Origin of the sequence: Xanthomonas campestris pv. phormiicola (assembly GCA_025666215.1) — a bacterium.
Lineage (GTDB): Bacteria > Pseudomonadota > Gammaproteobacteria > Xanthomonadales > Xanthomonadaceae > Xanthomonas_A > Xanthomonas_A campestris_A.
In genome coordinates this window covers 5,166,704-5,192,514 of the sequence record CP102593.1, presented here as the reverse complement: position 1 = coordinate 5,192,514, position 25,811 = coordinate 5,166,704, and the positions used below count along the sequence as shown (strand labels likewise).

24 protein-coding genes are annotated in these 25,811 nt (G+C 71.2%); 19 read left to right on the top strand and 5 right to left on the bottom strand.

Annotated elements, in window-relative coordinates:
• Positions 1–107 precede the first annotated feature (107 nt).
• From NRY95_22045 to NRY95_22005, 9 genes are all read left to right on the top strand, one after another.
• Positions 108–740, top strand: coding sequence for a ParA family protein (locus NRY95_22045; GenBank protein ID UYC16321.1), 633 nt, complete (start codon positions 108–110; stop codon positions 738–740).
• A gap of 15 nt (positions 741–755) precedes the next feature.
• Positions 756–1,232, top strand: a complete 477-nt coding sequence (locus tag NRY95_22040; GenBank protein ID UYC18664.1) for a histidine phosphatase family protein — start codon at positions 756–758, stop codon at positions 1,230–1,232.
• Positions 1,233–1,282: 50 nt separating this feature from the next.
• A complete protein-coding gene (locus tag NRY95_22035; GenBank protein UYC18663.1) occupies positions 1,283–1,837 on the top strand; it encodes a YceI family protein in 555 nt (184 codons plus the stop codon).
• Positions 1,834–3,831: a phospholipase D family protein gene (locus NRY95_22030; GenBank protein ID UYC16320.1), complete on the top strand. Its 1,998-nt coding sequence runs from the start codon at positions 1,834–1,836 to the stop codon at positions 3,829–3,831. The genes NRY95_22035 and NRY95_22030 overlap by 4 nt, the downstream gene beginning before the upstream one ends.
• Before the next feature lie 109 nt (positions 3,832–3,940).
• Positions 3,941–4,360 (top strand): hotdog fold thioesterase, encoded by a 420-nt coding sequence (locus NRY95_22025; protein ID UYC16319.1) that lies wholly within the window; start codon positions 3,941–3,943, stop codon positions 4,358–4,360.
• 76 nt (positions 4,361–4,436) lie between these two features.
• A complete protein-coding gene (locus NRY95_22020) occupies positions 4,437–5,231 on the top strand; it encodes a 1-acyl-sn-glycerol-3-phosphate acyltransferase (protein UYC16318.1) in 795 nt (264 codons plus the stop codon).
• Positions 5,232–5,302: 71 nt separating this feature from the next.
• Positions 5,303–6,292: an alpha/beta fold hydrolase gene (locus NRY95_22015; GenBank protein UYC16317.1), complete on the top strand. Its 990-nt coding sequence runs from the start codon at positions 5,303–5,305 to the stop codon at positions 6,290–6,292.
• 243 nt (positions 6,293–6,535) lie between these two features.
• Positions 6,536–8,608: a tetratricopeptide repeat protein gene (locus tag NRY95_22010; GenBank protein ID UYC16316.1), complete on the top strand. Its 2,073-nt coding sequence runs from the start codon at positions 6,536–6,538 to the stop codon at positions 8,606–8,608.
• A 23-nt stretch (positions 8,609–8,631) separates the two neighbouring features.
• A complete protein-coding gene (locus tag NRY95_22005) occupies positions 8,632–9,243 on the top strand; it encodes a YbhB/YbcL family Raf kinase inhibitor-like protein (GenBank protein ID UYC16315.1) in 612 nt (203 codons plus the stop codon).
• A 201-nt stretch (positions 9,244–9,444) separates the two neighbouring features.
• Here NRY95_22005 and NRY95_22000 read toward each other — a convergent pair whose 3' ends face one another.
• A complete protein-coding gene (locus NRY95_22000; GenBank protein UYC16314.1) occupies positions 9,445–10,236 on the bottom strand; it encodes an undecaprenyl-diphosphate phosphatase in 792 nt (263 codons plus the stop codon).
• 220 nt (positions 10,237–10,456) lie between these two features.
• On the opposite strand from NRY95_22000, the gene glnA reads away from it, so the two are divergent.
• From glnA to NRY95_21965, 7 genes are all read left to right on the top strand, one after another.
• Positions 10,457–11,866: a type I glutamate--ammonia ligase gene (gene glnA, locus NRY95_21995; protein UYC16313.1), complete on the top strand. Its 1,410-nt coding sequence runs from the start codon at positions 10,457–10,459 to the stop codon at positions 11,864–11,866.
• A gap of 327 nt (positions 11,867–12,193) precedes the next feature.
• Positions 12,194–12,532, top strand: a complete 339-nt coding sequence (locus NRY95_21990; protein ID UYC16312.1) for a P-II family nitrogen regulator — start codon at positions 12,194–12,196, stop codon at positions 12,530–12,532.
• 19 nt (positions 12,533–12,551) lie between these two features.
• Positions 12,552–13,988, top strand: a complete 1,437-nt coding sequence (gene amt / locus NRY95_21985; protein ID UYC16311.1) for an ammonium transporter — start codon at positions 12,552–12,554, stop codon at positions 13,986–13,988.
• 340 nt (positions 13,989–14,328) lie between these two features.
• Positions 14,329–15,366, top strand: coding sequence for an ATP-binding protein (locus tag NRY95_21980; protein UYC16310.1), 1,038 nt, complete (start codon positions 14,329–14,331; stop codon positions 15,364–15,366).
• A gap of 10 nt (positions 15,367–15,376) precedes the next feature.
• Positions 15,377–16,801 carry a nitrogen regulation protein NR(I) gene (gene ntrC / locus NRY95_21975; GenBank protein ID UYC16309.1) on the top strand — a complete coding sequence of 475 codons (1,425 nt, stop codon included), beginning with the start codon at positions 15,377–15,379 and terminating at the stop codon, positions 16,799–16,801.
• 280 nt (positions 16,802–17,081) lie between these two features.
• Positions 17,082–17,660, top strand: coding sequence for a superoxide dismutase family protein (locus tag NRY95_21970; protein ID UYC16308.1), 579 nt, complete (start codon positions 17,082–17,084; stop codon positions 17,658–17,660).
• Positions 17,661–17,729: 69 nt separating this feature from the next.
• Complete coding sequence (locus tag NRY95_21965; protein ID UYC16307.1) at positions 17,730–18,395, top strand: superoxide dismutase family protein; 666 nt, start codon at positions 17,730–17,732, stop codon at positions 18,393–18,395.
• 615 nt (positions 18,396–19,010) lie between these two features.
• Here NRY95_21965 and NRY95_21960 read toward each other — a convergent pair.
• Positions 19,011–19,898: a hypothetical protein gene (locus NRY95_21960; GenBank protein ID UYC16306.1), complete on the bottom strand. Its 888-nt coding sequence runs from the start codon at positions 19,896–19,898 to the stop codon at positions 19,011–19,013.
• A 103-nt stretch (positions 19,899–20,001) separates the two neighbouring features.
• Here NRY95_21960 and NRY95_21955 point away from each other — a divergent pair, with 103 nt between their 5' ends.
• Together NRY95_21955 and NRY95_21950 are read left to right on the top strand one after the other, a co-directional pair.
• Positions 20,002–21,282 carry an acetyl-CoA C-acetyltransferase gene (locus tag NRY95_21955; protein UYC16305.1) on the top strand — a complete coding sequence of 427 codons (1,281 nt, stop codon included), beginning with the start codon at positions 20,002–20,004 and terminating at the stop codon, positions 21,280–21,282.
• 210 nt (positions 21,283–21,492) lie between these two features.
• The gene (locus NRY95_21950) at positions 21,493–22,065 is read left to right on the top strand and encodes a hypothetical protein (protein ID UYC16304.1); all 573 of its coding nucleotides are present in this window, start codon (positions 21,493–21,495) and stop codon (positions 22,063–22,065) included.
• A gap of 95 nt (positions 22,066–22,160) precedes the next feature.
• On the opposite strand, the gene NRY95_21945 is transcribed toward NRY95_21950, so the two are convergent.
• The 3 genes from NRY95_21945 to NRY95_21935 form a co-directional block, all read right to left on the bottom strand.
• Complete coding sequence (locus tag NRY95_21945) at positions 22,161–23,429, bottom strand: heme biosynthesis protein HemY (GenBank protein ID UYC16303.1); 1,269 nt, start codon at positions 23,427–23,429, stop codon at positions 22,161–22,163.
• Entirely contained in the window at positions 23,426–24,403 is a 978-nt protein-coding gene (locus NRY95_21940; protein UYC16302.1) for a uroporphyrinogen-III C-methyltransferase, read from the bottom strand. Before NRY95_21940 ends, NRY95_21945 begins: the two co-directional genes overlap by 4 nt.
• A 118-nt stretch (positions 24,404–24,521) precedes the next feature.
• Positions 24,522–25,307, bottom strand: a complete 786-nt coding sequence (locus NRY95_21935; GenBank protein UYC16301.1) for a uroporphyrinogen-III synthase — start codon at positions 25,305–25,307, stop codon at positions 24,522–24,524.
• 33 nt (positions 25,308–25,340) lie between these two features.
• On the opposite strand from NRY95_21935, the gene NRY95_21930 reads away from it, so the two are divergent.
• Positions 25,341–25,811, top strand: coding sequence for a thioesterase domain-containing protein (locus NRY95_21930; GenBank protein ID UYC16300.1), 471 nt, complete (start codon positions 25,341–25,343; stop codon positions 25,809–25,811).

Here is a 25,811-nt window from a genome sequence, read left to right as displayed (position 1 = left end):
TGGGGCCGCCACGATAGCAACGCGCCGCCCCGCCCGCCACGCGTTGACTACCGGCCAACATGGGGCCGGTGTACGCTGCGGCCTCTTCTTCCGGAAGCGAGGCGCGCATGAAGACGATCCTGGTGGCCGGCTCCAAGGGCGGCGTGGGCAAGACCACGATTGCCACGCACCTGGCCGCGTACTACGCGCTGGCCGGCAAGCGGACGGTGCTGGCCGATGCCGATCCGCAGGGCTCCTCGACCCGCTGGGCCGAGCGCCGCGCCGGCCTGGACAGCGCGGTGCTGCCGATCGACGCCAGCCGCAAACGCGCCTGGCGCGCGGCGCTGCCGGACGACACCCAGCGGGTGATCATCGACGGCGCCGCCGGCGCCATGGCCGAGGACCTGGCCCAGTTCCTGGACGAGGCCGACGCGGTGGTGGTGCCGGTGATGCCGTCGGCGCTGGACATCGAGGCCACCGTCGGCTTCCTCAACACCCTGGCCAAGGTGCCGCGGGTGCACCAGCGCAAGCTGCCGGTGGGGCTGGTGATCAACCGCAGCAAGCCGTGGACCCACGCCGCGCAACAGGCGTTGGAGATGCTCGGCGGCTGGCCGTATCCGGTGCTGGCGCAGCTGCGCGACAGCCAGGCCTACGTGGTGCTGGTCGGCCTCGGCCGCAGCCTGTTCGACTACCGTTCCGCTCAGGTGCGCGATCACCAGCAGGACTGGGAACCCTTGCTCAAGTGGCTCAAGAAGGCCTGACCGATGACCATCGTCCTGCGTGAAGTGATCCTGCTGCGCCATGCCCATGCCGAACCGGCCGACACCGGCCAGGCCGATTTCGACCGGCCGCTGTCGCCGCACGGCCTGGCCGAGGCCGAGGCCGCCGGGCGCTGGCTGCTGGAGCAGCGGCTGGTGCCCGACCGCGTGCTGTGCTCGCCGGCGCGGCGCGCGCGCGAGACCCTGGAAGCGGTGCTGGAACTGACCGGCTATGCCGAGCAGCGCCTGGAGCCGCGGATCTACGAGGCCACCTCCGGCACCCTGGCCGCGCTGATGGACGAGCATCGCGACGTCGAGCGCCTGCTGCTGGTCGGCCACAACCCGGGCCTGGAGCAGCTGGCGGCGTTGATGCACAGCGGCCAGACCGGCGACTACCGCGGCATGCCCACCGCCAGCGTGGTGGTGCTGACGGTGCCGCAGGACGCGGCGATCGAGCCGGGTGTCGCCCGACTGACTGCGTTCTGGTGGCCCTGAACGCACCGCGCCGGCGCCTGCGCCCGGCGCTGTGCACCGCGCTGCTGTCGCTGTGCCTGTTGCCGGGGTGGAGCAGCGCGCAGGCGCCGCCGCTGTCGCCGGGGGAGCATGCCTTCGATCCGGCCCAGTCGCGTTTCGGCTTCGAGATCCGCACCCGCTTCGGGCAGCGCATCGAGGGCTTCTTCCCGCGCTTCGAGGGCACCGTGGAGATGTTGCCCGACGGCCGCCACCAGGTGCGCCTGCGCCTGTTCACCGCCTACGTGCAGATTCCCGGCAAGCCGCGCTACACCGGCTGGATGCGCGGCGAGGATTTCTTCGACGCCGAACGCTTTCCGACCGTCTCTTTCGATTCGCAGCCGTTCCCGCCGGAGCTGCTGACCAGCGGCGGCGCGCTGGTCGGTACGCTGAGCATTCGCGGGGTCGGCCACACCGAGACGCTGACCATGATGCCGGCGGGATGCAGCCGCCCGGGCTATGATTGCGACGTGATCAGCCGCGGTACGGTTTTGCGTGGACGTTATGGAATGGACAAGTGGGATCTGGCCTTGAGCGATCGGGTCACCTTCGTGCTGCGCGCGCGGCTGACCGGAGCGGATGCCCGGTGACAGCGTGGTTGAGGGTCCTGGTGCTGGCGGCGCTGCTGCTCGGCAGCGGTTGCGCGAGCCTGTCGCAGGCCCAGCACGGCCGCGCGGTGGCGATCGCCGAGGCAGCGCGCGACGGCCGCGTCGACTGCACGCAAAGCGATCACTGCGCACTGGCCTCGCCGCTGCGCGCGCTGGCCGGCAAGGCCTTCGCCGCGTCCGCCGACGCCGCCCCGCGGCACTACGCCACCATCCTGGACCATGGCGAGGAAGCGCTGGTGGCGCGGGTCAACCTGATCCGCAGCGCCAGCCGCAGCATCGACCTGCAGACCTACATCTTCGACAAGGACGACAGCGCGCGGCTGGTGATGGACGAGCTGCTGGCCGCGGCGCGGCGCGGCGTGCGGGTGCGGGTGCTGATCGACCAGCTGTCGGCGATCTCCGACCTGCAGATCCTCGGCGCCCTGGCCGGCGCCCACCAGAACTTCTCGCTGCGCATCTACAACCCCACCTTCGGCCTGGCCAAGCCCAACTACATGCACTACGCCGCCAGCGTGCTGTGCTGTTTCCGCCGCTTCAACCAGCGCATGCACAACAAGCTGCTGGTGGTGGACGACGCGATCGGCGTGGTCGGCGGGCGCAACTACCAGGACGACTATTACGACTGGGACAGCGAGTACAACTTCCGCGACCGCGACGTGCTGGTGGCCGGGCCGGTGGCGCGCAGCATGGCCGCCAACTTCGATGCCTACTGGGCGGCGCGGCGCAGCGTGCCGGTGGCGCGGCTCAACGATGTCGGCAAGCTGCTGCTGCGCGACGGCGTGCCGCAGATGCCGCCCGCCCAGTTCCTGCGCCCGCAGCGGGTGCAGCGGGTGAGCGAGGAGGCCGCCGATCCGGCCTTCGTCGAGGACACCTTCGTGCTGCCGGCACTGCCGGTCAGCCACGTGGACTACGTGGCCGACCTGCCGCAGAAGCATCGCCGCGAGCATGGCCCCAAGGCGATCTCCACCGCGCCCAGGCTGGACAGGCTGATCGCCGATGCCAGGCAGGAAATCATCCTGCAGACCCCGTATCTGGTGCTGTCGGATCCGGCGCAGGAGATCTTCCGCGACCTGCGCAAGCGCGCGCAGCCGCCCAAGGTGATCGTGGCCACCAACAGCCTGGCCAGTACCGACAACCCGGTGGTGTATGCCTTGTCGTACAAGTACAAGCGCCGCAACCTGCGCGAGATGGGCTTCGACATCTACGAGTACAAGCCGTTCCCGCTGGACGCGCCGGTGGACTACGCCAACCTGCTGCCGTCGCCGCTGCAGCTGCCGGACGCCGAGCAGGACCGCGCCCGCACTCCGCTGATCGGCGGCAGCGCCGCCGGCAGCAATGCGCGCAGCGGCCGCAGCGCGATGCTCGGCAGCGGCAGCGGCGGCCCCTCCGGCAGTCGTCGCGCGGATGGCAGCCAGGTCGATCGCCACGTGCTGCGCACCGAGACCCGGCCGTCGTTCCTCAGCCGCCGCGTCGCCAACCGGCCGCTGCCGGTGACCCGCGACGGCGCGCGCATGGGCCTGCACGCCAAGTCGCTGGTGGTGGACCGGCGGATCGGCGTGATCGGCACCCACAACTTCGATCCGCGCAGCGAAACCTACAACACCGAGGGCGCGGTGATCATCGCCGACCCGGTGTTCGCGCAGGCGCTGGCGGCCAGCATCGGCCGCGACATCGAGCCGGAGAATTCGTGGACGGTGGCGGCGCGGGTCAAGCCGCCGGTGCTGTCGGGCCTGAACTACAGCATGGGCAAGGCCTCCGAGGCGTTGCCGGTGCTGGATTTCTGGCCATGGCGCTACGCCACCAACTACGAATTCCAGCCCGGCCCCGACTGCCCGGCGCCGCTGACCCGGCGCGATCCCGGCTTCCATCGCTGCTACAGTGCGGTCGGCGACTTCCCCGAGGTCAACGTCGGCCCGAAATGGCTGCTGGTGCGTATGCTGACGGCGTTCGGCTCTGGGCTGGTGCCGATTCTTTGAGTGCCGGGATTGGGGATTCGGGATTGGGGATTCGCCAAGCGGCGCCCCTCGCGCCGACAATCGCGCTTTTGCCAATCCCGAATCCCAAATCCCAAATCCCGGACCCAAAATGACCTTCCGCGACCCCGTCGATCTCGATGCCCTCAACGCCGCCGCCCGCGACACCCTGATCGCGCACCTGGGCATCGTCTTCACCGAGGCCGGGCCGGACTGGCTGCGCGCGACGATGCCGGTCGATGCGCGCACGCTGCAACCGTACGGACTGCTGCACGGCGGCGCCTCGGTGGTGCTGGCCGAAACCCTGGGCAGCAGCGCCGGCAACCTGTGCGTGGCGCCGGACCGGATCTGCGTGGGCCTGGAGATCAACGCCAACCACCTGCGCGCGGCCCGCGCCGGCACGGTCACCGGCACCGCGCGGCCGCTGCACGTGGGCCGCGCCACCCAGGTCTGGGAGATCCGCATCGAGGACGCGGCCGGCAAGCCGGTGTGCGTGTCGCGGCTGACCCTGGCGGTGATCGCACGCAATTAGCGTGCACTCAGCCGTAACCGTCTTCATGCTGACACAATAGGGTGCTTCCCTCCCGGCTTGCGGTACCCTGACCAGAATGAGCGAGTTCTCCTCAACCGCCACGCACCACCACGGTGGGGCGCTGCGCTGGGTCCGTTACGGCTACCGCGTTCCGCTGCTGGCGTTGCACGTGTTCGTGTCGTTGCCGTTCCTGCTGGCTTGCATGGCGCTGTCGCCCGGCCGCGCCGGCATCGAATCGTTCGGCGACCGCGTGGTGTGCTGGTGGTCGACCTGGCTGCTGCGCATCTTCGGCCTGCGCGTGCGCCGGGTCGGCACGCCGCTGCGCAATCCGGTGCTGTTCGTGGCCAATCACGTCAGCTGGATCGACATCGTGATGCTGCACAGCCAGCGCATGATGGGCTTCGTCGCCAAGCGCGAGATCGCCGGCTGGCCGCTGGTCGGCTGGCTGGCCACGCGCGGGCAGACCATCTTCCACCAGCGCGGCAACACCGAATCGCTGGGCGGGGTGCTGCAGGCGATGCTGGAGCGGTTGCGCTCGGGGCGCTCGGTCGGCGTGTTCCCGGAAGGGCGCACCCGTGGCGGCCACGACGTCGGCCCGTTCCATGCGCGCATCTTCCAGGCCGCGGTGGAAGCCGAGGTGGCGGTGCAGCCGGTGGCGGTGCGCTATGGCGCCGGCGGTTCGGCGCAGACGCTGATCGCGTTCGGCCCGCACGAGAGCTTCTTCGCCAATTTCCTGCGCCTGCTTGGCGAGCCGGGCCGCGTGGCCGAGGTGCATTTCCTGGAGCCGATCCGGCTGCAGGACGTGGAAGGGCGCCGGCGCATCGCCGAGATCTCGCGCGCGCGCATCGTCGCGGCGATGGCGCAACGCTGAACCATGGAACACTGCGGCCCGGGCGATTTGACCTATTGCTCCAATCGCCCGGCGCAAGCTCGCTGCCGATGATGAATGCCGCCGACTACCTCCCCCCGCGTTGGCTGCGCAACCCGCACCTGCAATCGGTGCTGGGTTCCAGCGCCCTGCGCGTGCGCCGCGGCGAACAGCTGCTCGCCGCCAGCGGCGCGACCACCACCTCGCACATCCTCGACGGCGGCGACGGCGTGCGCCTGCAGGGCTGGCTGAGCGTGCCGGCCGACACCGCGCCGCGCGGCACGGTGTTGTTGCTGCACGGCTGGGAAGGCAGCGCCGACTCCAGCTACATGCGCCTGACCGCCGCGCAGCTGCTGGCGCGCGGCTACCAGGTGTTCCGGCTCAACTTCCGCGACCACGGCGGCACCCACCACCTCAACGTGGACCTGTTCCACTCCGAGCGCCTGGACGAAGTGGTCAACGCCGCCAGCGACCTGTGGCGGCGCTTCCCGGCGCCGGCGCTGCTGGCCGCCGGCTATTCGCTGGGCGGCAACTTCGCATTGCGCCTGGCGCTGCGCGCGCCGGCCGCCGGCCTGCCGCTGCAGCGCGTGGCGGCGGTGTGCCCGCTGCTGGACCCGGCCACCACCATGCAGCGGATCGAGAACGGCCCGCAGTTCTACGACTGGTATTTCCGCCGCAAGTGGCGCGAGTCGCTGCTGCGCAAGCGCGAGCTGTTCCCCGATCGGCACGGTTACGACGACGCCACCCTGGCGCTGGACATGCGCGAGCTGATGGCCTGGCTGGCGCAGCGCCACGCCGGCTTCGCCAGCCTGGAAGCCTATTTCGACAGCTATTCGATCGCCGGCGAACGCCTGCAGGGCCTGCACGTGCCGGCCGACATCCTGATGGCCGAGGACGACCCGGTGATCCCGCTGGACGACTTCCGCAACCTGCGCCTGCCGGCCCTGGCGCGGCTGGAGATCGCGCGCTGGGGCGGGCACTGCGGCTTCATCGAGAACGCGCGCGGCGACGGCTTCGCCGAGCGCTGGGTGGCCGAGCGCCTGACCGACGGTGTGCCCGCCTGAGCCTGGAGCGTATCGCCCATTCCCGAACGCGCCGCGCCGCGCGTGGCCTTGCGCAGTGGGCCTGGCAGAGCGCCAGTCGGCGCCGCGTGGCTTGACCTGACCGCCAGTCCGGCGCTGCGCCACGCAGCACCACCGACGGTCCGCCAGAGCCAACGCGGCCTGCTCCGGGACGGGTGCACGCCCCGGCGCAGGCCGGCGGGACGCTCCCGCTACAATGCCGGTTTGCCCAGAGCCGGACCCTCAATGCAAGAGCAAATTCTCGACGCCCTGCGCCGCCAGGCCAACGCCGACGCGCTGCGCATCGCCCAGGCCTGGGTGGCCGACGCCGCCGCCGACGCGCAGGCGCACCGCTGGCTGGCGCTGGCGCAGCAGCAGAACGGCGACACCGCCGCCGCACTGGTCGGCATCGACCAGGCCATCGCGCTGGCGCCGGAAGACGCCGGCCTGCACCTGCTGCGCGCCGGCATGCTGCTCAGCGCCAACGACCTGGCCCAGGCCGAGGACGCGCTGGCGCGCACCGCCGCGCTGGATCCCAACCAGTTCCTGGCCTACGTGATGCGCGCCCACCTGGCGCTGGGCCGCGGCGACCTGGACGAAGTGGAGCGGCTCAGCCGCACCGCCGCGCGGCTGGATCCGGACCACCCACAGCTGCTGGGCCTGGACGGCATGCTGGCGCTGCGCCGCGGCGACGCCGATCGCGCGCTGGCGCTGCTGTCGCGCGCCAGCAACGCGCTGCCCGACGATCCGCGCCTGCTGTACGCGCTGGGCTTCGCCTACCTGGACAAGCAGCACCTGGCGTTCGCCGAGACCGCGTTCCGCCGCGTCGCCGCGCTGACCCGCGGCAGCAGCGCGCTGATGGCGCTGGTCGCGCAGCTGGCGCACCGCCAGGGCCGCCTGGACGATGCGATTGCGGCGCTGGACGCGGTGCTGGCCGATCCGGTCAGCGACACCGCCGGCATGCGCCGGCTGGCCGGCGAATACGCCTTGCAGGCCGGGCGCCCGGCCGATGCGCTGGAGCACCTGCGGCGCGCGCTGGGCGTGGCCCCGGCCGATCGCCGCACCCTGCATGCGGCGCTGATCGCCTGGCAGCGGCTGGGCGCGGTCGACGATGCCCGCGCCACCCTGGAAGCGGCGCTGGCCACCACGACCGATGCGCACGACCTGTGGCTGGCGCGGCTGGCGCTGGAGCCGGTCGGCGGCGCCGAGGCGCGCGCGCTGATCGCGCGCTGGCAGGCGGCGATGCCGGGCCACGTACCGGCGCTGGAAGCGCAGCTGCGGGTGCACGACATGGCCGGCGAGCGCGACCAGGGCGAGGCCGTGGCGCAGCGCATCGTGGCGCTGGAACCGGGCCGCATCAGCGGCGAGGAACGCCTGGTCGAGGCGCTGCTGGAGCGCGGCGAGCACGACGCGGCCATCGCCCACGTGCGCGACCTGATGCAGCGCATGCCCGAGACCGAGCAGACCGTGTTGCGGCCGTGGCTGGCGGCGGTGCAGGACAGCGCCGGGCGCCCGGCCGATGCGCTGGCGACCTGGCTGGCGTTCCAGCAGGAACAGCTGCCGCACCGCTTGCCGCTGCCGCCGCTGGGCCAGGCCCCGGCGCAATGGCCGGCGCTGGCCGAGATCGATCCGCAGGTGCGGGCGCGGCCGTTGTTCGTGTGGGGCGCGCCGGGCAGCGGCGTGGAGCGGGTCGTTGCGGTGATGGACGCGGCCAGCCAGGTGCTGCGCGGCGACCGCTTCGGCGCGCAGCCGCCGACCGACGGCTTCCAGCGCTACCGCAGCGTCGCCCAGCTCGACAGCGGCGAACTCGACGGCGCGGCGCTGATCGCCGAGTGGCGCGCGCAGCTGCCGGCGCGCGGCATCGACGACGGCAACATCGTCGACTGGCTGCTGTGGTGGGACAACGCGCTGCTGCGTGCGCTGCGCCCGCAGCTGCCGGAAGGGCGGCTGCTGATCGCGCTGCGCGATCCGCGCGACATGCTGCTGGACTGGCTGGCCAACGGCGCCCCGGCCCCGCTCGGCCTGGCCACCCCCGAGACCGGCGCGCACTGGCTGGCGGCGGTGCTGACCCAGGTCGCCGAGCTGCACGAGCAGGACCTGTATCCGCACCGCGTGCTGCGCCTGGACGGCATCGAGGCCGATCCGGCCGGCGTGGCCGCGGCGCTGCAACAGGCCTTCGGCATCCCGTTCCCGAGCGTGCCCACGATCGGTCCGCCGCGGCTGCCGTCCGGCCACTGGCGCGCCTATGCCGCGCCGCTGGCGGCCGCGTTCGCGCTGCTCACGCCGGTGGCCGTGCGCCTTGGCTACGCTGAAAGCTGATTTCCCCTCACTGGAGTTCCCGCATGCGTCTTCGCAGTGACAGCATCCAGCCCGGCCAGCCGATCGCCGCGACCTACGCGATGGGCCAGGCCGACGGCTTCGCCGCCAACCGCAATCCGCACCTGGCCTGGGACGACGTCCCGGCCGGAACCGCGGCGTTCGCGCTGCTGTGCCTCGATCCGGACGTACCGACCGTGGCCGAGATGGTCGGCCGCGACGACGTGCAGATCCCGGTTGAACAGCCACGCACCAATTTCGTGCATTGGGCTGCCGTTGAGATTCCGGCCGGGGTGCGCGAGATCGCCGAAGGCAGCGCCAGCGACGGCGTCGTCGCCAGGGGCAAGCGGCAGCCGCCCGGTTTGCCTGGCGCGCGGCAGGGCCTGAACAGCTATACCGACTGGTTCGCCGGCGATGCGCAGATGGGCGGGGACTACTACGGCTACGACGGTCCGTACCCGCCGGCCAACGACCTGCGCATGCACCGCTATTTCTTCCGCCTGTTCGCGCTGGACGTGGCCACGCTGGACCTGCCGGCGCGCTTCACCGCCGCCGACGCGCTGCGCGCGATGCAAGGCCATGTGCTGGCCGAGGCCAGCCTCCATGGCACGTACAGCCTGAATCCCAAGCTTGCCTGAAGCCCTCTCCCGCCGGGAGAGGGGTTGGGGTGAGGGTCCGGCGCGAAAGCGACTCGCGGAGTTGGGTGCGCGAGGCTGCGCCCGTACCCTCATCCGCCCCTGCGGGGCACCTTCTCCCGACGGGAGAAGGGAACAGCCGCTAGCCCCTCTCCCGTCGGGAGAGGGGGTGGGGTGAGGGTACGGCCGCCAGCCAACCAGCCCTCAGGCCGCCGGCAGCCACAGCAACAGCGCCGCCCCCAGCACGATGCGGTACACCGCGAACGCAGTGAAGCGGTGCGACTTGATGTAGCCCAGCAGCCACTTCACCACGATGAAGCCGGTCACCACCGCGGCGGCGAAGGCGATGGCCACGTCGCCCCAGTCCTCGCTGCCCACCGCGCCGTTCTTGTACAGCTCCAGGAACGAATAGCCGCTGGCCGCGAACATGGTCGGGATGCCGACCAGGAATGCGAAATCGGCTGCGGCCGAGCGCTTGCTCAGGCCCAGCAGCATCGCCAGGAAGATCGTCGCGGCCGAGCGCGAGGTACCGGGGAACACGCCGGCCACCACCTGCGCCAGGCCCACCGCGATGGCCACCTTCCAGGTCACCAGCTCGCGCTCGGGCATGCGCGCGGCGAAATGCTCGGCCACCAGCATCCACACGCCGCCGATCACCAGCGCCCAGGCCACCGGCTGCACCGTTTCCGGCAGTTGCCAGCCGGCCTTGCGCACCGCCAGGCCGACCACCGCGGTGACCAGGAACGCGGTGCCCAGCTTGAGCACGTAGTCGCGGTTGGCGCGGTCGCCGAGTCCGGTGGCCAGCGTCCACAGCCGCTGCCGGAACACCAGGGTGGTGGCCAGGATCGCGCCGGCCTGGATCACGATGTTGAAGAAGTCCGAGCGGCGCCCGAGCCATTGCTCGGCGATCAGCAGGTGGCCGGTGCTGGAGACCGGCAGGAATTCGGTCAGGCCTTCGAGGATGCCCAGCAGCAGGGCGGAGAACATGTCGCTCATGGGGAGGGTTCGGCTCGTGGGGGAGGAAAGCCGGGCAAGGATAAAACATTGCTTGAAGCACCATTTCGGTGCTCGAAATGGCAATAGAACCAATTTGGTGCATCCGTTTTGCCCTGTTGGCGTGCTCCCTTCACCAAAATCAAGGACTTGTGAACCGGTCACAGTTGGCACGGCGATTGCTCTTACTGCGCAAGTCATTCACCAACCCGAGGTTTCATCGATGTCTGCGGAAAATATTGAGAAGCTGGTCAAGGACAACAAGGTCGAGTTCGTCGACCTGCGGTTCGTCGATATGCGCGGCGTGCAGCAGCACGTGACCTTCCCCGTCAGCATCATCGAGCCGGCGCTGTTCGAAGAAGGCAAGATGTTCGACGGCAGCTCGATCTCGGGTTGGAAGGGCATCAACGAGTCGGACATGGTCCTGCTGCCCGACGCCGACACCGCGTTCATCGATCCGTTCATGGCCGATCCGACCCTGGTCCTGACCTGCGACATCCTCGATCCGGCCACCATGCAGAGCTACGACCGCGACCCGCGCGGCGTGGCCAAGCGCGCCGAGGCCTACCTGAAGTCCAGCGGCATCGCCGACCAGGCGTTCTTCGGCCCGGAACCGGAATTCTTCATCTTCGACGGCGTGCGTTTCGGCAACGAGATGGGCCACACCTTCTTCAAGATCGATTCGGAAGAAGCGGCCTGGAGCAGCGGCAGCAAGATCGAAGGCGGCAACAGCGGCTACCGTCCGGCGGTCAAGGGCGGCTACTTCCCGGTGCCGCCGACCGACTCGCTGCAGGACCTGCGCGCGGAAATGTGCAAGACCCTGGAGCAGGTCGGCATCGAGGTCGAGGTGCACCACCACGAAGTGGCCACCGCCGGCCAGTGCGAGATCGGCACCAAGTTCAACTCGCTGGTGAAGAAGGCCGACGAGCTGATGATGATGAAGTACATCATCAAGAACGTGGCCTACCGCAACGGCAAGACCGCGACCTTCATGCCCAAGCCGATCGTCGGCGACAACGGCTCGGGCATGCACGTGCACCAGTCGCTGGCCAAGGGCGGCACCAACCTGTTCTCCGGCGACGGCTACGGCGGCCTGTCGCAGATGGCGCTGTGGTACATCGGCGGCATCTTCAAGCACGCCAAGGCGATCAACGCCTTCACCAACTCCGGCACCAACAGCTACAAGCGCCTGGTCCCGGGCTTCGAGGCGCCGGTGATGCTGGCCTACTCGGCGCGCAACCGCTCGGCCTCGTGCCGCATTCCGTGGGTGTCCAACCCGAAGGCGCGCCGCATCGAGATCCGTTTCCCGGATCCGCTGCAGTCCGGCTACCTGACCTTCGCCGCGCTGATGATGGCCGGCCTGGACGGCATCAAGAACCAGATCGACCCGGGCGCGCCCAGCGACAAGGATCTGTACGACCTGCCGCCGGAAGAAGAGAAGAAGATCCCGCAGGTGTGCTCCAGCCTCGACCAGGCGCTGGAAGCGCTCGATGCCGACCGCGAGTTCCTCAAGGCCGGCGGCGTGTTCAGCGACGACTTCATCGACGGCTACATCGCGCTGAAGATGCAGGAAGTGACCAAGTTCCGCGCCGCAACGCACCCGCTGGAATACCAGCTGTACTACGCCAACTGAGTTCCACGCGCGGCGATGGCGAAGGTTCCCCCTCCCTCCTTCGTCATCGCCGCCACCTACTCGGCTGGGGAGCCGTGCCGGTGGTCCGCGCCCGAATCAGTCGCACCAGCCGGTTTTCCAGGGGATGCACCACGAAAGACAGCGCTTGCGTGCCGTGGGCCACGCTCCCTCCCACGTCGCCGTTGCCGTCGCACTGCCGTGCGCCGCGCCACGGCGTGATCCGCGGGACGCACCGCGCAGCAGGATGGCGCCGTTCGCGGCGCCGATGACATGCAAACCGCCGGCCGGCGTTCGGCGGCCGGCTCCTTCCACCAACGGGGTATGCGCATGAAACTGATCACCGCCATCATCCGGCCATTCAAGCTCGACGAGGTCCGCGAGGCCTTGTCGCAGGCAGGCGTGTCCGGCATCACCGTCACCGAGGTCAAGGGCTTCGGCCGGCAGAAGGGACACACCGAGCTGTACCGCGGTGCCGAGTACGTCGTCGATTTCCTGCCCAAGATCAAGATCGAGACCGTGGTGACCGACGAGCGTCTGGAGGCCGTGGTCGAGGCGATCCAGACCGCGGCCGGGACCGGCAAGATCGGCGACGGCAAGATCTTCGTCACCGCCATCGAACAGGTCATCCGGATCCGCACCGGCGAGATCGGCGCAGATGCGCTCTAACCCCACCCTGGAGCCCCTCATGAAGACAGGTCTTTTCTCCGGGTGGAAGGCCCGGTTCTACGCGGTATGCATGCTGATGCTGGTCAGCGCGATGGCGATGGGCGTGCCGGGCACGGCCTTGGCCCAGGCCGAAGTGACCCCGGCGCCGACGCCGGACGTGGTCACCGAACAACTGACCCCGCCGGCACCGCCGGCGGCGGCCGCGCCTGCCGTCGCCGCGCCGGTGGTGGACAAGGGCGACGTCGCCTGGATGCTGACCTCCACATTGCTGGTGCTGCTGATGGTGGTGCCGGGCCTGGCGCTGTTCTACGGCGGCATGGTGCGCTCCAAGAACGTGCTGTCGGTGCTGATCCAGGTCGGCGTGGTGTTCTCGCTGATCGCGATCCTGTGGGTGCTGTACGGCTACAGCCTGGCCTTCGCCGATGGCGGCCCGTTCGTCGGCACGCTCAACAAGGCGTTGCTGCACGGGGTCGACGCCACCACGCTGGCCGATACCTTCTCCAAGGGCTTCAAGCTGCCGGAATACGTGTTCGTCGCCTTCCAGCTGACCTTCGCCGGCATCACCGGCGCGCTGATCGTCGGCGCCTTCGCCGAACGCGTGAAGTTCGCCGCGGTGCTGCTGTTCATCGTCATCTGGTTCACCTTCGGCTACCTGCCGCTGGCGCACATGGTGTGGGCGGCCCCGGGCTTCCTGTTCACCAAGGGCGCGCTGGACTTCGCCGGCGGCACCGTGGTGCACATCAACGCCGGTGTCGCCGGTCTGGTCGGTTCCTACTTCGTCGGCAAGCGCCTGGGCTTCGGCCAGACCGCGCTCAAGCCGCACAACGTGACCCTGACCTTCGTCGGCGCCTCGCTGCTGTGGGTGGGCTGGTTCGGCTTCAACGCCGGTTCGGCGCTGGAAGCCAACGCCACTGCGGCACTGGCCTTCCTCAACACGCTGCTGGCCACCGCCGCCGCGGTGCTGGCCTGGTCGCTGGTCGAGAAGCTGGTCAAGGGCAAGTCCTCGGCGCTGGGCGTGGCCTCGGGCATGGTCGCCGGCCTGGTCGGCATCACCCCGGCCGCCGGCACCGTCGGCCCGTTCGGCGCGATCGCCATCGGCGTGGCCGCCGGCGTGATCTGCGTGTGGGGCGTGACCGGGCTGAAGAAGCTGCTCAATGCCGACGACACGCTGGACGTGTTCGGCGTGCACGGCGTCGGCGGCATCGTCGGTGCGATCCTGACCGGCGTGTTCACCGACAAGGCCCTGGGCGGCGCCGGCTATGCCGAAGGCGTGACCATGGGCCACCAGGTGCTGGTGCAGGCCACCGGCGTCGGCGTGACCGTGGTCTGGATCGGCGTGGTCTCGGTGGTCGGCTTCCTGGTCGCCAAGCTGGTGTTCGGCCTGCGGGTGTCGGAAGAAGCCGAGCGCGAGGGTCTGGACATCACCTCGCACGGCGAAGCCGCGTACGAGTCCTGAGCAAGACCGGCCCGCGACCTGGCGTCGCGGGCCGCTGCGGCAATCCCGCCTGCGGCCGGTATGCACCGGTCCTGGCGGTCAGTGGCCATCGCCGGCGCTCCATGGGGCGGAACGACGGCAGTTTTCTTAGCGATCTGAGGTATTCCCGCGTGGCCGCTAGCCTCGCCCGACCCCCACGCATTTCTTTCTTCGTCGCCTGCGGCGCCTCGTGCCCGCTGGCTGCGATGGCCGCGACAGGCCGCACCGCGGCGACGGCCCGCGGTGCCGGCAGGTTCCGGCAGATGGCCCGCCTGGCCAGGCGTTCAGCGCCGCACGGCAGCCTTTGCACTACATTGGTGCAATGCTCATGACGGCGCCTCCCCCCCCGCTCGACGCGCTCGGCACCCCGGTGGTGTGGGCCGATGCCGATGGCCGCCTGCTCGGCGCCAATCCGGCCTTCGCGCGCTGGCTGGGCGTCAGCGTGCGGCGCCTGCTCGACCAGCCGCTGGCCTCGCTGGAAGTGCAGGGCGACGCGCTGGCGCGGTTCCTGCTCAACGACGAGCGCGATGTGCTGCGCCTGCACCGCATGGCGCTGGCCATTCCCGGCGAGACCCCGCGCTTCGCCGAGGGCTGGCTGTCGCGGATGGACAATGGCGGCTGGCTGCTGGAAGCGCACCCGGTCGACGAATTCCCCACCCCGGATCCGGCCCAGGCGCTGCCCAACGCGCTCGGCGCGGCGCTGAAGGGGCTGGCCCACGAACTGCGCAATCCGCTGGCCGGGCTCAAGGGCGCCGCGCAGCTGCTGGCGCGGCGCGCGCAGCATCGCGACGAGGACGAGCGCGAGCTGATCGACCTGATCGGCGCGGAGATCGAGCGCCTCAACAGCCTGCTCGACCAGCTGCTGTCGCCGGCGCCGGCACGGCCGCACGCCATGCTCAACATCCACGCGGTGCTGGAACGGGTGCTGCGCCTGGCCGAGAACGAGGGCGGCTGGTCGGTACGCCTGCAGCGCGACTACGACCCGAGCATTCCCGAGTTCCTCGGCGATGCCGACCGCCTGACCCAGGCGGTGTGGAACCTGGTCCGCAACGCGATCCAGGCTGGCGCGGCGCAGGTGACCCTGCGCACCCGCGTCGAGCACGCCCAGCGCATCCGCGACCGCGTGCATGCGCGCGGCCTGCGCCTGGAGATCGTCGACGACGGCCGTGGCGTGCCGGAGGAACTGGCCGAGCACCTGTTCCTGCCGCTGGTCAGCGGCCGCGCCGAGGGCAGCGGCCTGGGCCTGGCGCTGGCGCAGCAGGTGGCGCGCGAGCACGCCGGTTCGCTGACTTTCCGCTCCCGCCCCGGGCATACCGTTTTCACCCTGCTGCTGCCGCAGGCCGCAGCGGACCCCGAATAGGAGCATTCCGATGACCGAATCCCTGGAAGGATCGCAACGCATCTGGGTGGTCGACGACGACCGCTCGGTCCGCTTCGTGCTGTCCACCGCCTTGCGCGACGCCGGCTACAGCGTGGACGGCTTCGACAGCGCCGCCTCGGCGTTGCAGGCGCTGGCGCAGCGTCCGCTGCCGGACCTGCTGTTCACCGACGTGCGCATGCCCGGCGACGACGGCCTGGTGCTGCTGGACAAGCTCAAGGCCGCGCATCCGCAACTGCCGGTGATCGTGATGTCCGCCTACACCGACGTGGCCAGCACCGCCGGCGCGTTCCGCGGCGGCGCGCACGAATTCCTGTCCAAGCCGTTCGACCTGGACGACGCGGTGGCGCTGGCCGCGCGCGCGCTGCCGGAGGCCGGCGGCGTCGCCGAGGTCGCGCTGCCGGTGTCCAGCCAGGGCAGCGCCGAACTGATCGGCGATACCCCGGCGATGCGCGCGCTGTTCCGCGCCATCGGCCGCCTGGCGCAGGCGCCGCTGTCGGTGCTGATCAACGGCGAAACCGGCACCGGCAAGGAACTGGTCGCGCACGCGCTGCACACCGAGTCGCCGCGCGCGCGCAAGCCGTTCGTCGCGCTCAACACCGCGGCGATCCCGGCCGAACTGCTGGAAAGCGAACTGTTCGGCCACGAGGCCGGCGCCTTCACCGGCGCGCAGCGGCGCCACATCGGCCGCTTCGAACAGGCCGACGGCGGCACCCTGTTCCTGGACGAGATCGGCGACATGCCGCTGCCGCTGCAGACCCGGCTGCTGCGCGTGCTGGCCGAGAACGAATTCTTCCGTGTCGGCGGCCGCGAACTGATCCGGGTCGACGTGCGGGTGATCGCCGCGACCCACCAGGACCTGGAGGCGCTGGTCGAACAGGGCCGCTTCCGCGCCGACCTGCTGCATCGGCTGGACGTGGTGCGGCTGCAGCTGCCGCCGCTGCGCGAGCGCCGTGCCGACGTGCCGCAGCTGGCCGAGAACTTCCTGGCGATGGCCGCGCGCAAGCTCGACACCCCGCCCAAACGGCTGTCGCCGGCGGCGCTGGACGCGTTGCGCGGCTACGCCTGGCCGGGCAACGTGCGCGAACTGGAGAACGTGTGCTGGCGGCTGGCCGCGCTGGCGCCGGCCGAGGTCATCGACGCGCACGACGTGGACGGCGCGCTGCTGCGCGGCAGCCGCCGCGAGCGCAGCGGCGAGGGCGGCGAATGGGATGCGCAGTTGTCGGCCTGGGCGCAGCAGCGCCTGACCGACGGCGCCGAGGGCCTGCACGCGGAAGCGCGCGACCGTTTCGACAAGGCGCTGCTGGAAGTGGCGCTGCGCTTCACCCAGGGCCGCCGTGCCGAAGCCGCCGCGCGCCTGGGCGTGGGCCGCAACACGGTCACCCGCAAGCTGGGTCCGGGCCGGCGCCGGCGCTGAGTTGCCGGGACTCGGGACTCGGGACCGGGGACTCGGAAAAGCACGCTTGCTTGCTCTGCTCGTTCCGCAGACTCCGTAAGCCAACAGCTGCGACGCTCTGCCGATTCCCGATTCCCGATTCCCGATTCCCGAATCCCGAATCCCGAATCCCGAATCCCGAATCCCGAATCCCGAATCCCGAACCGGCGCGCAGCGCCGGTTAGACTTGCGCGCCGGCGCCGCCTTCATGAGCTGTGAACGGCCCTCCCTCTAGTTTTCGCTGCACAAGGAGCCAATGCCGATGCGTTACAGCTTGCATGCCATTGTGGGAAGCGCGTTGCTGATACTGGCTGGCTGCAGCAGTGCGCCACCGGTAGCGCCGCCGCCGCCGCCGAAAGCGCCGCCGCTGCCCACCAGCGGCACCGCGCAGCAGGCGCAGGCGGTGCTTGCGCCGGCTTCCGGCAGCCTGGTCAGCGGCAAGCTGTCGCTGGTCGCCGCGCCCGGCGGCGTGCGCATCACCGGCACCCTTGGCGGCCTGCAGCCGAACCGCGCGTTCGCGTTCCACGTGCACGAACGCGGCGATTGCAGCGCGGCCGACGCCAGCAGCGCCGGCGGCCACTTCAATCCGCTGGGCAGCCCGCACGGCCGCGCCGGCAGCGGTCCGCACCATGCCGGCGACATGGACAACCTCAGCGCCAATGCCGATGGCCTCGCCCAGGTCGATGTGCTGCTGCGCGGCGTGGTGCTGGGCGGCGGCGCGGCCAACGACATCGCCGGCCGCGCGCTGGTCGCGCATGCCGATGCCGACGACTACCGCAGCCAGCCGGCCGGCAACGCCGGCGCGCGCGTGGCCTGCGGCGTGATCCGCGTGCTGCGCTAACCGATCATCCGCCCGGAGCGCGCTCCGCGGCGAACGTCCGCATTCCGCGGCCCCTCAAGGAGAACCACCATGCGTACGCTTCCCACCGTCCTGTTCCTGGCCACCACCCTCGCGCTCGGCGCCTGCAAGCGCGAAGCGCCTGCCGCGGCCGACGCTCCCGCGGCGGCGACGCCGGCGGCCACCCCGGCAGCGGCCGCAGAACCCGCGCCCGCCGCCACGCCCGGCCAGGCCGCCGCCGGCGCCGGCGCCGCGCTGAGCCCGACCCAGGGCAACCAGGTCGCCGGCGAGGTCAAGTTCGATACGGTCGATGGCGTCGTGCACGTCACCGGCACCATCACCGGGCTCAAGCCCAACAGCGAGCACGGCTTCCACATCCACGAGTTCGGCGACTGCAGCGCGCCCGACGGCAGCAGCGCCGGCGGCCACTTCAACCCGGCCAAGTCCGCGCACGGCCAGGTCAGCGTCGACCCGCACCACGGCGGCGACATGCCGAACCTGAAGGCCGACGCCGACGGCAAGGCCACGATCGACGCGGCGGTGTCCAACAACGTCAACATCGGCAAGGGCGACGGCTTCGACATCCTCAACCACGCGGTGATCGTCCATGCCGACCCGGACGACTACAAGACCCAGCCCACCGGCAACGCCGGCGGCCGCCTGGCCTGCGGCGTGATCAAGGGCAACGCGAGCGCGGCGGCCCCGGCGGGCGCAGCGGCGGCGCCTTCCGCGCAGTAAGCGGCAGGTCGTCGTACGCCTGTGCAAGCGCGCCGCCGGTGGCTTCGGGCCACCGGCGGCGACGGGCTCCGAAGTCGGCAACTCCGCCGACTTCGGAGCGCCGGTCGGGAGTGAAACCGCTTCTACCGCCCCGCTGCAGGCCGCCAGAGCCTGCCTGTGCAGGAAATGCGTCCGCTTGTGCAGGAAGCGGCTTCAGCCCCGACGAGCGGAGTCGGGAGGTTGGCCGGCTTCGGCAGCAGTCGGGACTGAAGTCCCTCCCACAGTGCACCCAGCCAGCGCGACGAACTCCTGTGTGGGAGCGACTTCAGCCGCGACGAGCGAAGCCGGGAAGTCGGCCGGCTTCGGTGCCTATCTGGGTCGATGGCTTGAGGCGGGATCTGCCGGGAGGCTGCCGGCTTCGGCGCAGGTCGGGTTGAAACCCCATCTACAGAACGCTCGGCGCCGAGCCGCAACACCTGTGGGAGCGACTTCAGTCGCGACGCACGAAGCGATGGACGCAGACGGCGTTGGACAGCCTCGGCGCCGACGCGCTGATCGCAGGGCGGCTCGGTCGGATCCCCGCAAGTTCGCTTGCGAGCCACCGTCACCCGTGCCACCCCCGCGATCAAGCGCGATTCACGCCGCCAGCAATGCTTGCCTCGCGTCCTGCCCGGCCTCGCAATGCACGTACAGCACCGGCATGCCATGCGCTTCCAGCACCGCGGCCAGTTGCCGCTGCCGGGCCAGGTAGTGTTCGTAGACCCGCTGCAGGCGCTCGCAGTCCTGGCGGTCGTGGGCGTAGTGCGCGCACCAGCTGGCCGGGTCGAACAGGGCCATGCGCACTTCGCCGCCGCGGTAGCGCAGCAGCGGCTCGGGCGGGCTGGCCAGCCATTCTTCCTCATCCGGCGCCAGCAGCGCGGTCTCGATCAGCGGCCACAGCGGCGCCAGGCCCTGGTTGTCGTACTGCATCGACATCATCGCGGCCAGGTCGTTGACCGTCAGATAGCGTGCGTGCTCGATCTGCGCGCCGAACGCCTGCTGCGCCAGCAGTGCGGTGTCCGGCTGCGCCATGCCCTGTGCCAGCAACACCTCTTCCAGCGCCTCGGCGACCGGTTGCAGCGTCTCGGCCGGGCCGCTGAGCAGGAACGGCACCACCCGCAGCGCGCCGCCGAGCAGGGCGGTGTCGGCCTGGAACGGCAGCGGCACGGCGCCGTCGGCATCGGCGCCGAAGGCCAGCAGGCGCGGGCCGGCATCACGGCCGGGGGCGCGCGCGCACAGCTCGTCCAGGCGCCGGTGCATCGGCCAGCCGGGGCGCAGCACCTCGGCGGGGTCGAAATGCGCGCCGGCCAGGCTCAATTCCAGTTCGCGCACCGCCGGCACCAGTTGCGCCAGGTCGCGGCCGACCTTCTCGGCCAGTTCCGCGGCCAGGGCGTGCGGCAGCGCCGCGCGGGCCGGGGCGAGCCCGGCGGACAGTTCCAGGGCGATCACGCCGCGGGCATTCATGCTGGCAATGGCTTGGCTCATGGCTTGGCGGTTGGCCCGTCGCGGGCGCAAAGCTACACTCGCTTCATTATGCCTGCGCTAACGTGCAGGCCATGCCCCCGACCCCCTCGCGCGAGGTAATCCCATGCCAGTAGCCCGCCCCGTCGCCATTCTCGGCGGCGTCCGTATTCCGTTTTGCCGCCAGAACACGGCGTATGCGGATGTCGGGAACCTCGGCATGTCGGTGCGCACGCTGGGCGCGCTGGTCGAGCGCTACGGCCTGCACGGCCAGCAGCTGGGCGAGGTGGCGATGGGCGCGGTGATCAAGCACTCCAGCGACTGGAACCTGGGCCGCGAGGCCGCGCTGTCGTCCGGCCTGTCGCCGCTGACGCCGGGCATCACCCTGCAGCGCGCCTGCGGCACCAGCCTGGACAGCATCATCACCGTGGCCAACAAGATCGCGCTGGGACAGATCGAGTCGGGCATCGGCGGCGGCTCGGACACCACGTCGGAAGTGCCGATCGTGTACGGCAAGAAGCTGCGCGCGCGGCTGCTGGCCGCCAACCGCGCCAAGACCACCGGCGACAAGATCCGCGCGCTGACCCGCAGCTTCAAGTTCGCCGAACTCAAGCCCGAGTTCCCCGGCGTGGCCGAGCCGCGCACCGGCAAGAGCATGGGCGACCACTGCGAGGACATGGCCAAACAGTGGAACATCGCGCGCGATTCGCAGGACGCCTGGGCGGTGTCCTCGCACCACAAGCTGGCCGCGGCCTACGAGCGCGGCTTCTTCGCCGACCTGATCGCCCCATTCCGCGGCGTGGAGCGCGACAACATCCTGCGCGCCGACACCTCGCTGGAGAAGCTGGCCACGCTGAAGCCGGCGTTCGACAAGGTCAGCGGCCGCGGCACCCTGACCGCGGCCAATTCCACACCGCTGACCGACGGCGCCGCCGCGGTGCTGCTGGCCTCGGAGGAATGGGCGCAGGCGCACGGCCATGTGCCGATGGCCTACCTGCGCGATGCGCAGGTCGCCGCGGTGGACTTCGTGCACGGCGAAGGCCTGCTGATGGCGCCGACCATCGCCGTGCCGGACATGCTCAAGCGGCACAACCTGAGCCTGCAGGACTTCGATATCTACGAAATCCACGAGGCCTTCGCCGCGCAGGTGCTGTGCACGCTGCGCGCCTGGGAGAGCGAGGACTACTGCCGCACCCGGCTCGGCCTGGACGCGCCGCTGGGGCAGATCGATCCGGCCAAGATCAATCCGCTGGGCTCCTCGCTGGCCACCGGCCATCCGTTCGCCGCGACCGGCGCGCGCATCGTCGCCACGGTCGCCAAGCAGCTGGTCGAACGCGGGGGCGGGCGGGCGCTGATCTCGATCTGCACCGCCGGCGGCATGGGCGTGGTGGCGATCGTCGAGCGCTGAGCCGCGGCGCGTGGTCCGCGCGCCATCGGCGTAGGACCGCGAAGGCGTGCAAGCTGATGGTGCCGGGGCGCACCGTCAGAAAGGCGGAAGCGTGGCTCGACGCGGCCGCGATCGCCGCCATGTCCGCCAGCAGCGTTTGCCGCTGCGCTACCCTGCGCGCCGATCCGCCTGCACGACGCAGGACGAACGGCGCGCAGGGGGGCGCATGCCATGAACCAGCAGGACAGCTTCAATCCGTACCAGGCGCCCGACGCCGCCATCCAGACCACGACCATGCCGCCGCCGCTGCCGGGCGAGACGCTGTGGCGCGACGGCGACGAACTGCTGTGCCTGCGCGATACGCCGTTCCCGGCGCACTGCGTGAAGTGCGGGGTGGCGCTGCGCGAGGACGAACTGAAGAAGCGCACGTTCTACTGGCACGCGCCGGGCTGGTACGCGCTGATCCTGGTGAGCGTGGTGATCTACGCGCTCGTCGCGCTCGGGGTGCGCAAACGCAGCAGCCACGTGCTCGGCATGTGCGCGGAGCATCGACGCCGGCGCAACCGCTTCGTGCTGCTCACCGCGACGGCGTTCGTGGTCGGACCGTTGCTGGGGTTCGCCGTCGGCAAGGAGGCCGGGATCTGGCTGGGCCTGGGGCTGTTCCTGGCCATGCTGGTGGTCGGCCTGCTCGGCGCACGCATCCTGGTGCCGCGGCGCATGGACGAGCGCTATGCGCGCTACAAGGGCGTGGCGCCTGCATTCCTGGCGCGCCTGCCGGCGCTGCCGGCCGCATTGCGGCGCTGAGCGGGTCGGGTCGAGCGGCCAAGCGCCGGCGCTGCAATCGTTGAACGGGGACGCCGGCCGCGGTCACCAGCGCGTCCTCCCTGGCGCCGCCGGGCTCATTCCTGCAGGCGCGGCAATCCGTGTTCGTCGCGGCGCTCGGCGAGGCCCGGATCCGGATCGGTCGGCACCACTGGCGCGCTGGCCGCGGGCAGCGGCTGGGCGAGTTCGCCGCGTTGCACGCGCAGCGCGTTGGCGTAGCAGCGCTGTGCCATGAACATGTCGCCGGTGTCGGCATAGCCCTCGCCGAACGCCTCCCAGGCCTCGGCGCCGGCGCCCAGCGCCAGCGCGCGGTGCAGGAATTCCTCCGACTGCGGCCATTGCTGCTGCTGACGCGCCAGGCGCGCCAGGGTCAGCAGCAGGCCCGGGCTGTGCGGATGGCTCTGCAGCCAGCGCTGCGCGCTGGCGCGGCGCGAATCGTATTTTTCCACCGGCAGGCGCCCGTACAGCGCGGCCAGGTTTTCGTCCCAGCGCGTGTCCAGCGCCTGTTCCACGCTGCGCAGCGCCGCGTCGTCCCAGTGCAGCGCGGCGGCGCGCACCGCATAGGCCTCGACCACCGCCGGTTCGCTGCGCAGCGACTTGGGCAGGCTTTCCCAGCGTTCGGCCAATGCGTTGGCATCGCCCGCCTGGTGCAGCGAGGCCGCGGCAAGGCGCGCTTCCAGCGGGGCGATCGCGTCCAGCGGCAAGGCCTGCTGCTGGCGGATCGCGCCGAGTTGCCCGTAGGCCTCGCCGGCACGGCCGATGCTGGTCAGCGCCTCGGTACGCAGCAATAGCCCGCGCGGCGGCAACGGCTGCGCCGCGGCCACGTCCAAGGCATTGATCGCATCGACCGGACGTTGCTGGGCCAGGTGACGTTCGCCCTGCAGCAGCGCGTGCGCGCCGGCGTCGCGTTCGGCCAGGCGTTGCAGGTAGCGGTTGGCGGCCTCGGTGTCGGCGCGCGCATCGGCCACGCGGACCGCCGCGACCAGGGCGATGGCGCTGACTTCGGGATCTTCCGCAGCAGCATCGAGCTGCTTCTCCGCGCGCGTCCACTGACCGTTGTGCAGCGCGCTCAGGCCTTCGATCAGGCGCGCGCGCGATTGCTTGCGCCGATGCCGGCCCCAGGCGCGGAACGGGTAGCTGAGCAGGTTCCACAGCAGCAACAGCACCAGGAAGGCGATCACCAGCAGCAGCGCCGCCTGCGGCAGCGGCGAGATGTAGTCGTTGCCGCCGGCGCGCACGATCACTTCGCCGAGGTCGCCCAGCTTGTCCTGCGCCAGCCACTGCGCGCCGATCACGCCCAGGGCGATCACCACCAGCAACACGATCAGGGAACGGAGGGATTTCATGGTTGGCTCCTTGCGTCGCGCATGCTGCGCAACTGCTGCAGGGTGGTGCCCAGCTCGGGGACGGCCGGGCGCAGGGCGGCGTTGCGCAGGGTCTGCAATGCGGCGCGGCGTTCGCGCAGCGGCGCCGAATCGGGCCACAGGCGTTGCAGCCAGGTGCCGGCGCGGGTCAGCGCGTCGCGGTAGCCGCGCGCATCGCCACGCTCCAGCGCGGCGCGCGCCAGGCTCAGGTCCAACTGCAACGCGTCGCGCGCGGCGACCCGCTCCGAACGCGCGACCAGCACGCCGCCCTGGGCGGGGCGGATCTTGACCAGCGGCGACAGCAGCCGTTGCCACAGCGGCGCTTGCGTGCGCTCGGGCAGTTGCGTGGGCAACCCCTCCAGGCTGGCGGCGAAGGCGTCCAATTGCGCCGACAGCCGCGCCTGCGGCCCCTCGCCGAGCGCGTCAAGCGCGGTGCGTTCCTGCAGCAGCACCTGGCGCAGGTTGAGATAGCGCGGATCGTCCACGCCTTCCAGCACGCCGCTGGCCAGCGCATAGGCACGGCGGGCGCCCTGTGTGTCGCCGGCCACGTCCAGGCGCTGCTGGCCCTGGCTCAGCAGCAGTTCCACCTCGTCCAGGCGCAGCGCCTGGGCGCCGTGGCGGTTGGAGTCGGCGAGCTTGGCGACGTTGTCTTCCAGCAGCGCGCTGCGCTGGCTCAGGCCGAGCATCTCGTCGCGCAGCACGCGGTTGGTGCTGGCCGCGTCCTGCACCCGCTGCACGGTGGCGCGCTGGTCGCGGCGCAGGGTCTCCAGATTCTGTTGCAGGGCCTGCAATTGCAGCTGAGTCTCGGATTGCTCGGCCAGCGCGCGCGCATTGCGCGCCTGCCACCCCTCCCAGCCGCGCCAGCCGGCCAGCGCGAGCGCCGCCAGCATGGCCAGCACCAGAAGCAGCCAGATCCAGCGCGTGGAGCGGCGAGGCGTGGACGAGATTTCGGTCATCGGCGGGAGCTTCCTTATCGCCTGCGTTCCGTCGCGACGATGGCGACGGCAGGACGCGCGGCACGCGGGAGCATGGCGTGAGCGGCACCACGCCCGCAAGCCGGGGGGCGGCGCGCGTTCAGCGAGGTGGCGAGCGCGTTACGGCCGCGGCGGCGGCAGTGGCCAGTTGCTGCGGCAGCGGGCCGGCGGCGCGCGCGATGTCGGCGAAGCCGAGTTCGGCGGCCTGCGCGGCCAGCCGCGCGCTGGCCGCGACCAGCGGCCGCGCGCGCCAGGCTGCGGCCAGGTCGTCGGGCAGGTGGTCCAGCACCAGCCGCAGCGCCTCGCCGCTGCTCAGCGCCAGCACGCCCGGCGCCGCGGCGCGCAGCCGGGCGATGCGCGCGGCGGACAGGGGCACCGGCACCCGGCGGTAGACATCGGCGCGCTGCAGCGGCGTGCCGCGCGCCTGCAGCTGCGCGGCGATCAGGCCACGCCCGCCGGGCGCAGTGATCAGGCCGACGGCGCCATCGCGGGCGGCCAGCTGCGGCAAGGCCAGCAGGCCATCGCTGTCCATCCGTTCCGGCACCGCGACCTCGGCGATGCCCTGGCGCTGCAGCGCGCGCGCGGTGCCGGTGCCCACCGCCAGCCAGCATTGCCCGGGCGCCGCTGCCAGCGGCTGCAGCGCCGCGGCCGCGCGCACCGCCGCCGGACTGCTGAAGATCACCCGCGGCGCGGCCAGCGCCAGCGCCAGCGCGGCGCGCGTGGCGTCGTCGGCACAGGCCTGCAGGCGCCAGGGCGACACCGCCAGCAGCCGCGCGCCGACCCGCGCCGCGGCACGCCGCAGCGGCGCGTGCTCGCCTTGCGGGCGCAGCGAGATCAGGGTCCAGGCCGCGGCGGCCGCGGTTGCATGTGCGCTCATGCCAGGCATTATGCGAGCCCCCACCGGCAGCACAATCGCACCATGGCAGCGGATCTTCCTTTCGATGCGTTCCTGCAGCAGTTGCAGCGGCAGTTCGACGCGATGCCGCCGGTGGCGGCGCTGCAGGTCGCGCTGCAGGGCTATGCCGAACAGCGCCTGCATGTGGTCGCGCCGCTGGCGGCCAACCTCAACGACAAGGGCAACGCCTTCGGCGGCAGCCTGGGTTCGGTGATGACGCTTGCAGGCTGGGCGCTGGTCAATTGCGAACTGCACCGCGCCGGCCTGCAGGCCGACGTCTACGTCGCCGATACCCAGGTGCGCTACCTGGCGCCGCTGTATGCCGACCTCCACGCGCAGGCCAGCGCCGATGCGCAGGGCGACTGGACCACCTTCGTGCAGACCTTCCGCCAGCGCGGCCGTGCCCGGATCGGCATCCAGGCCCAGGTCGGACCCGCCGATGCCGCCGCGGCGGCGACGCTGAGCGGGCGTTTCGTCGCCATCGCGAAAGGGTAG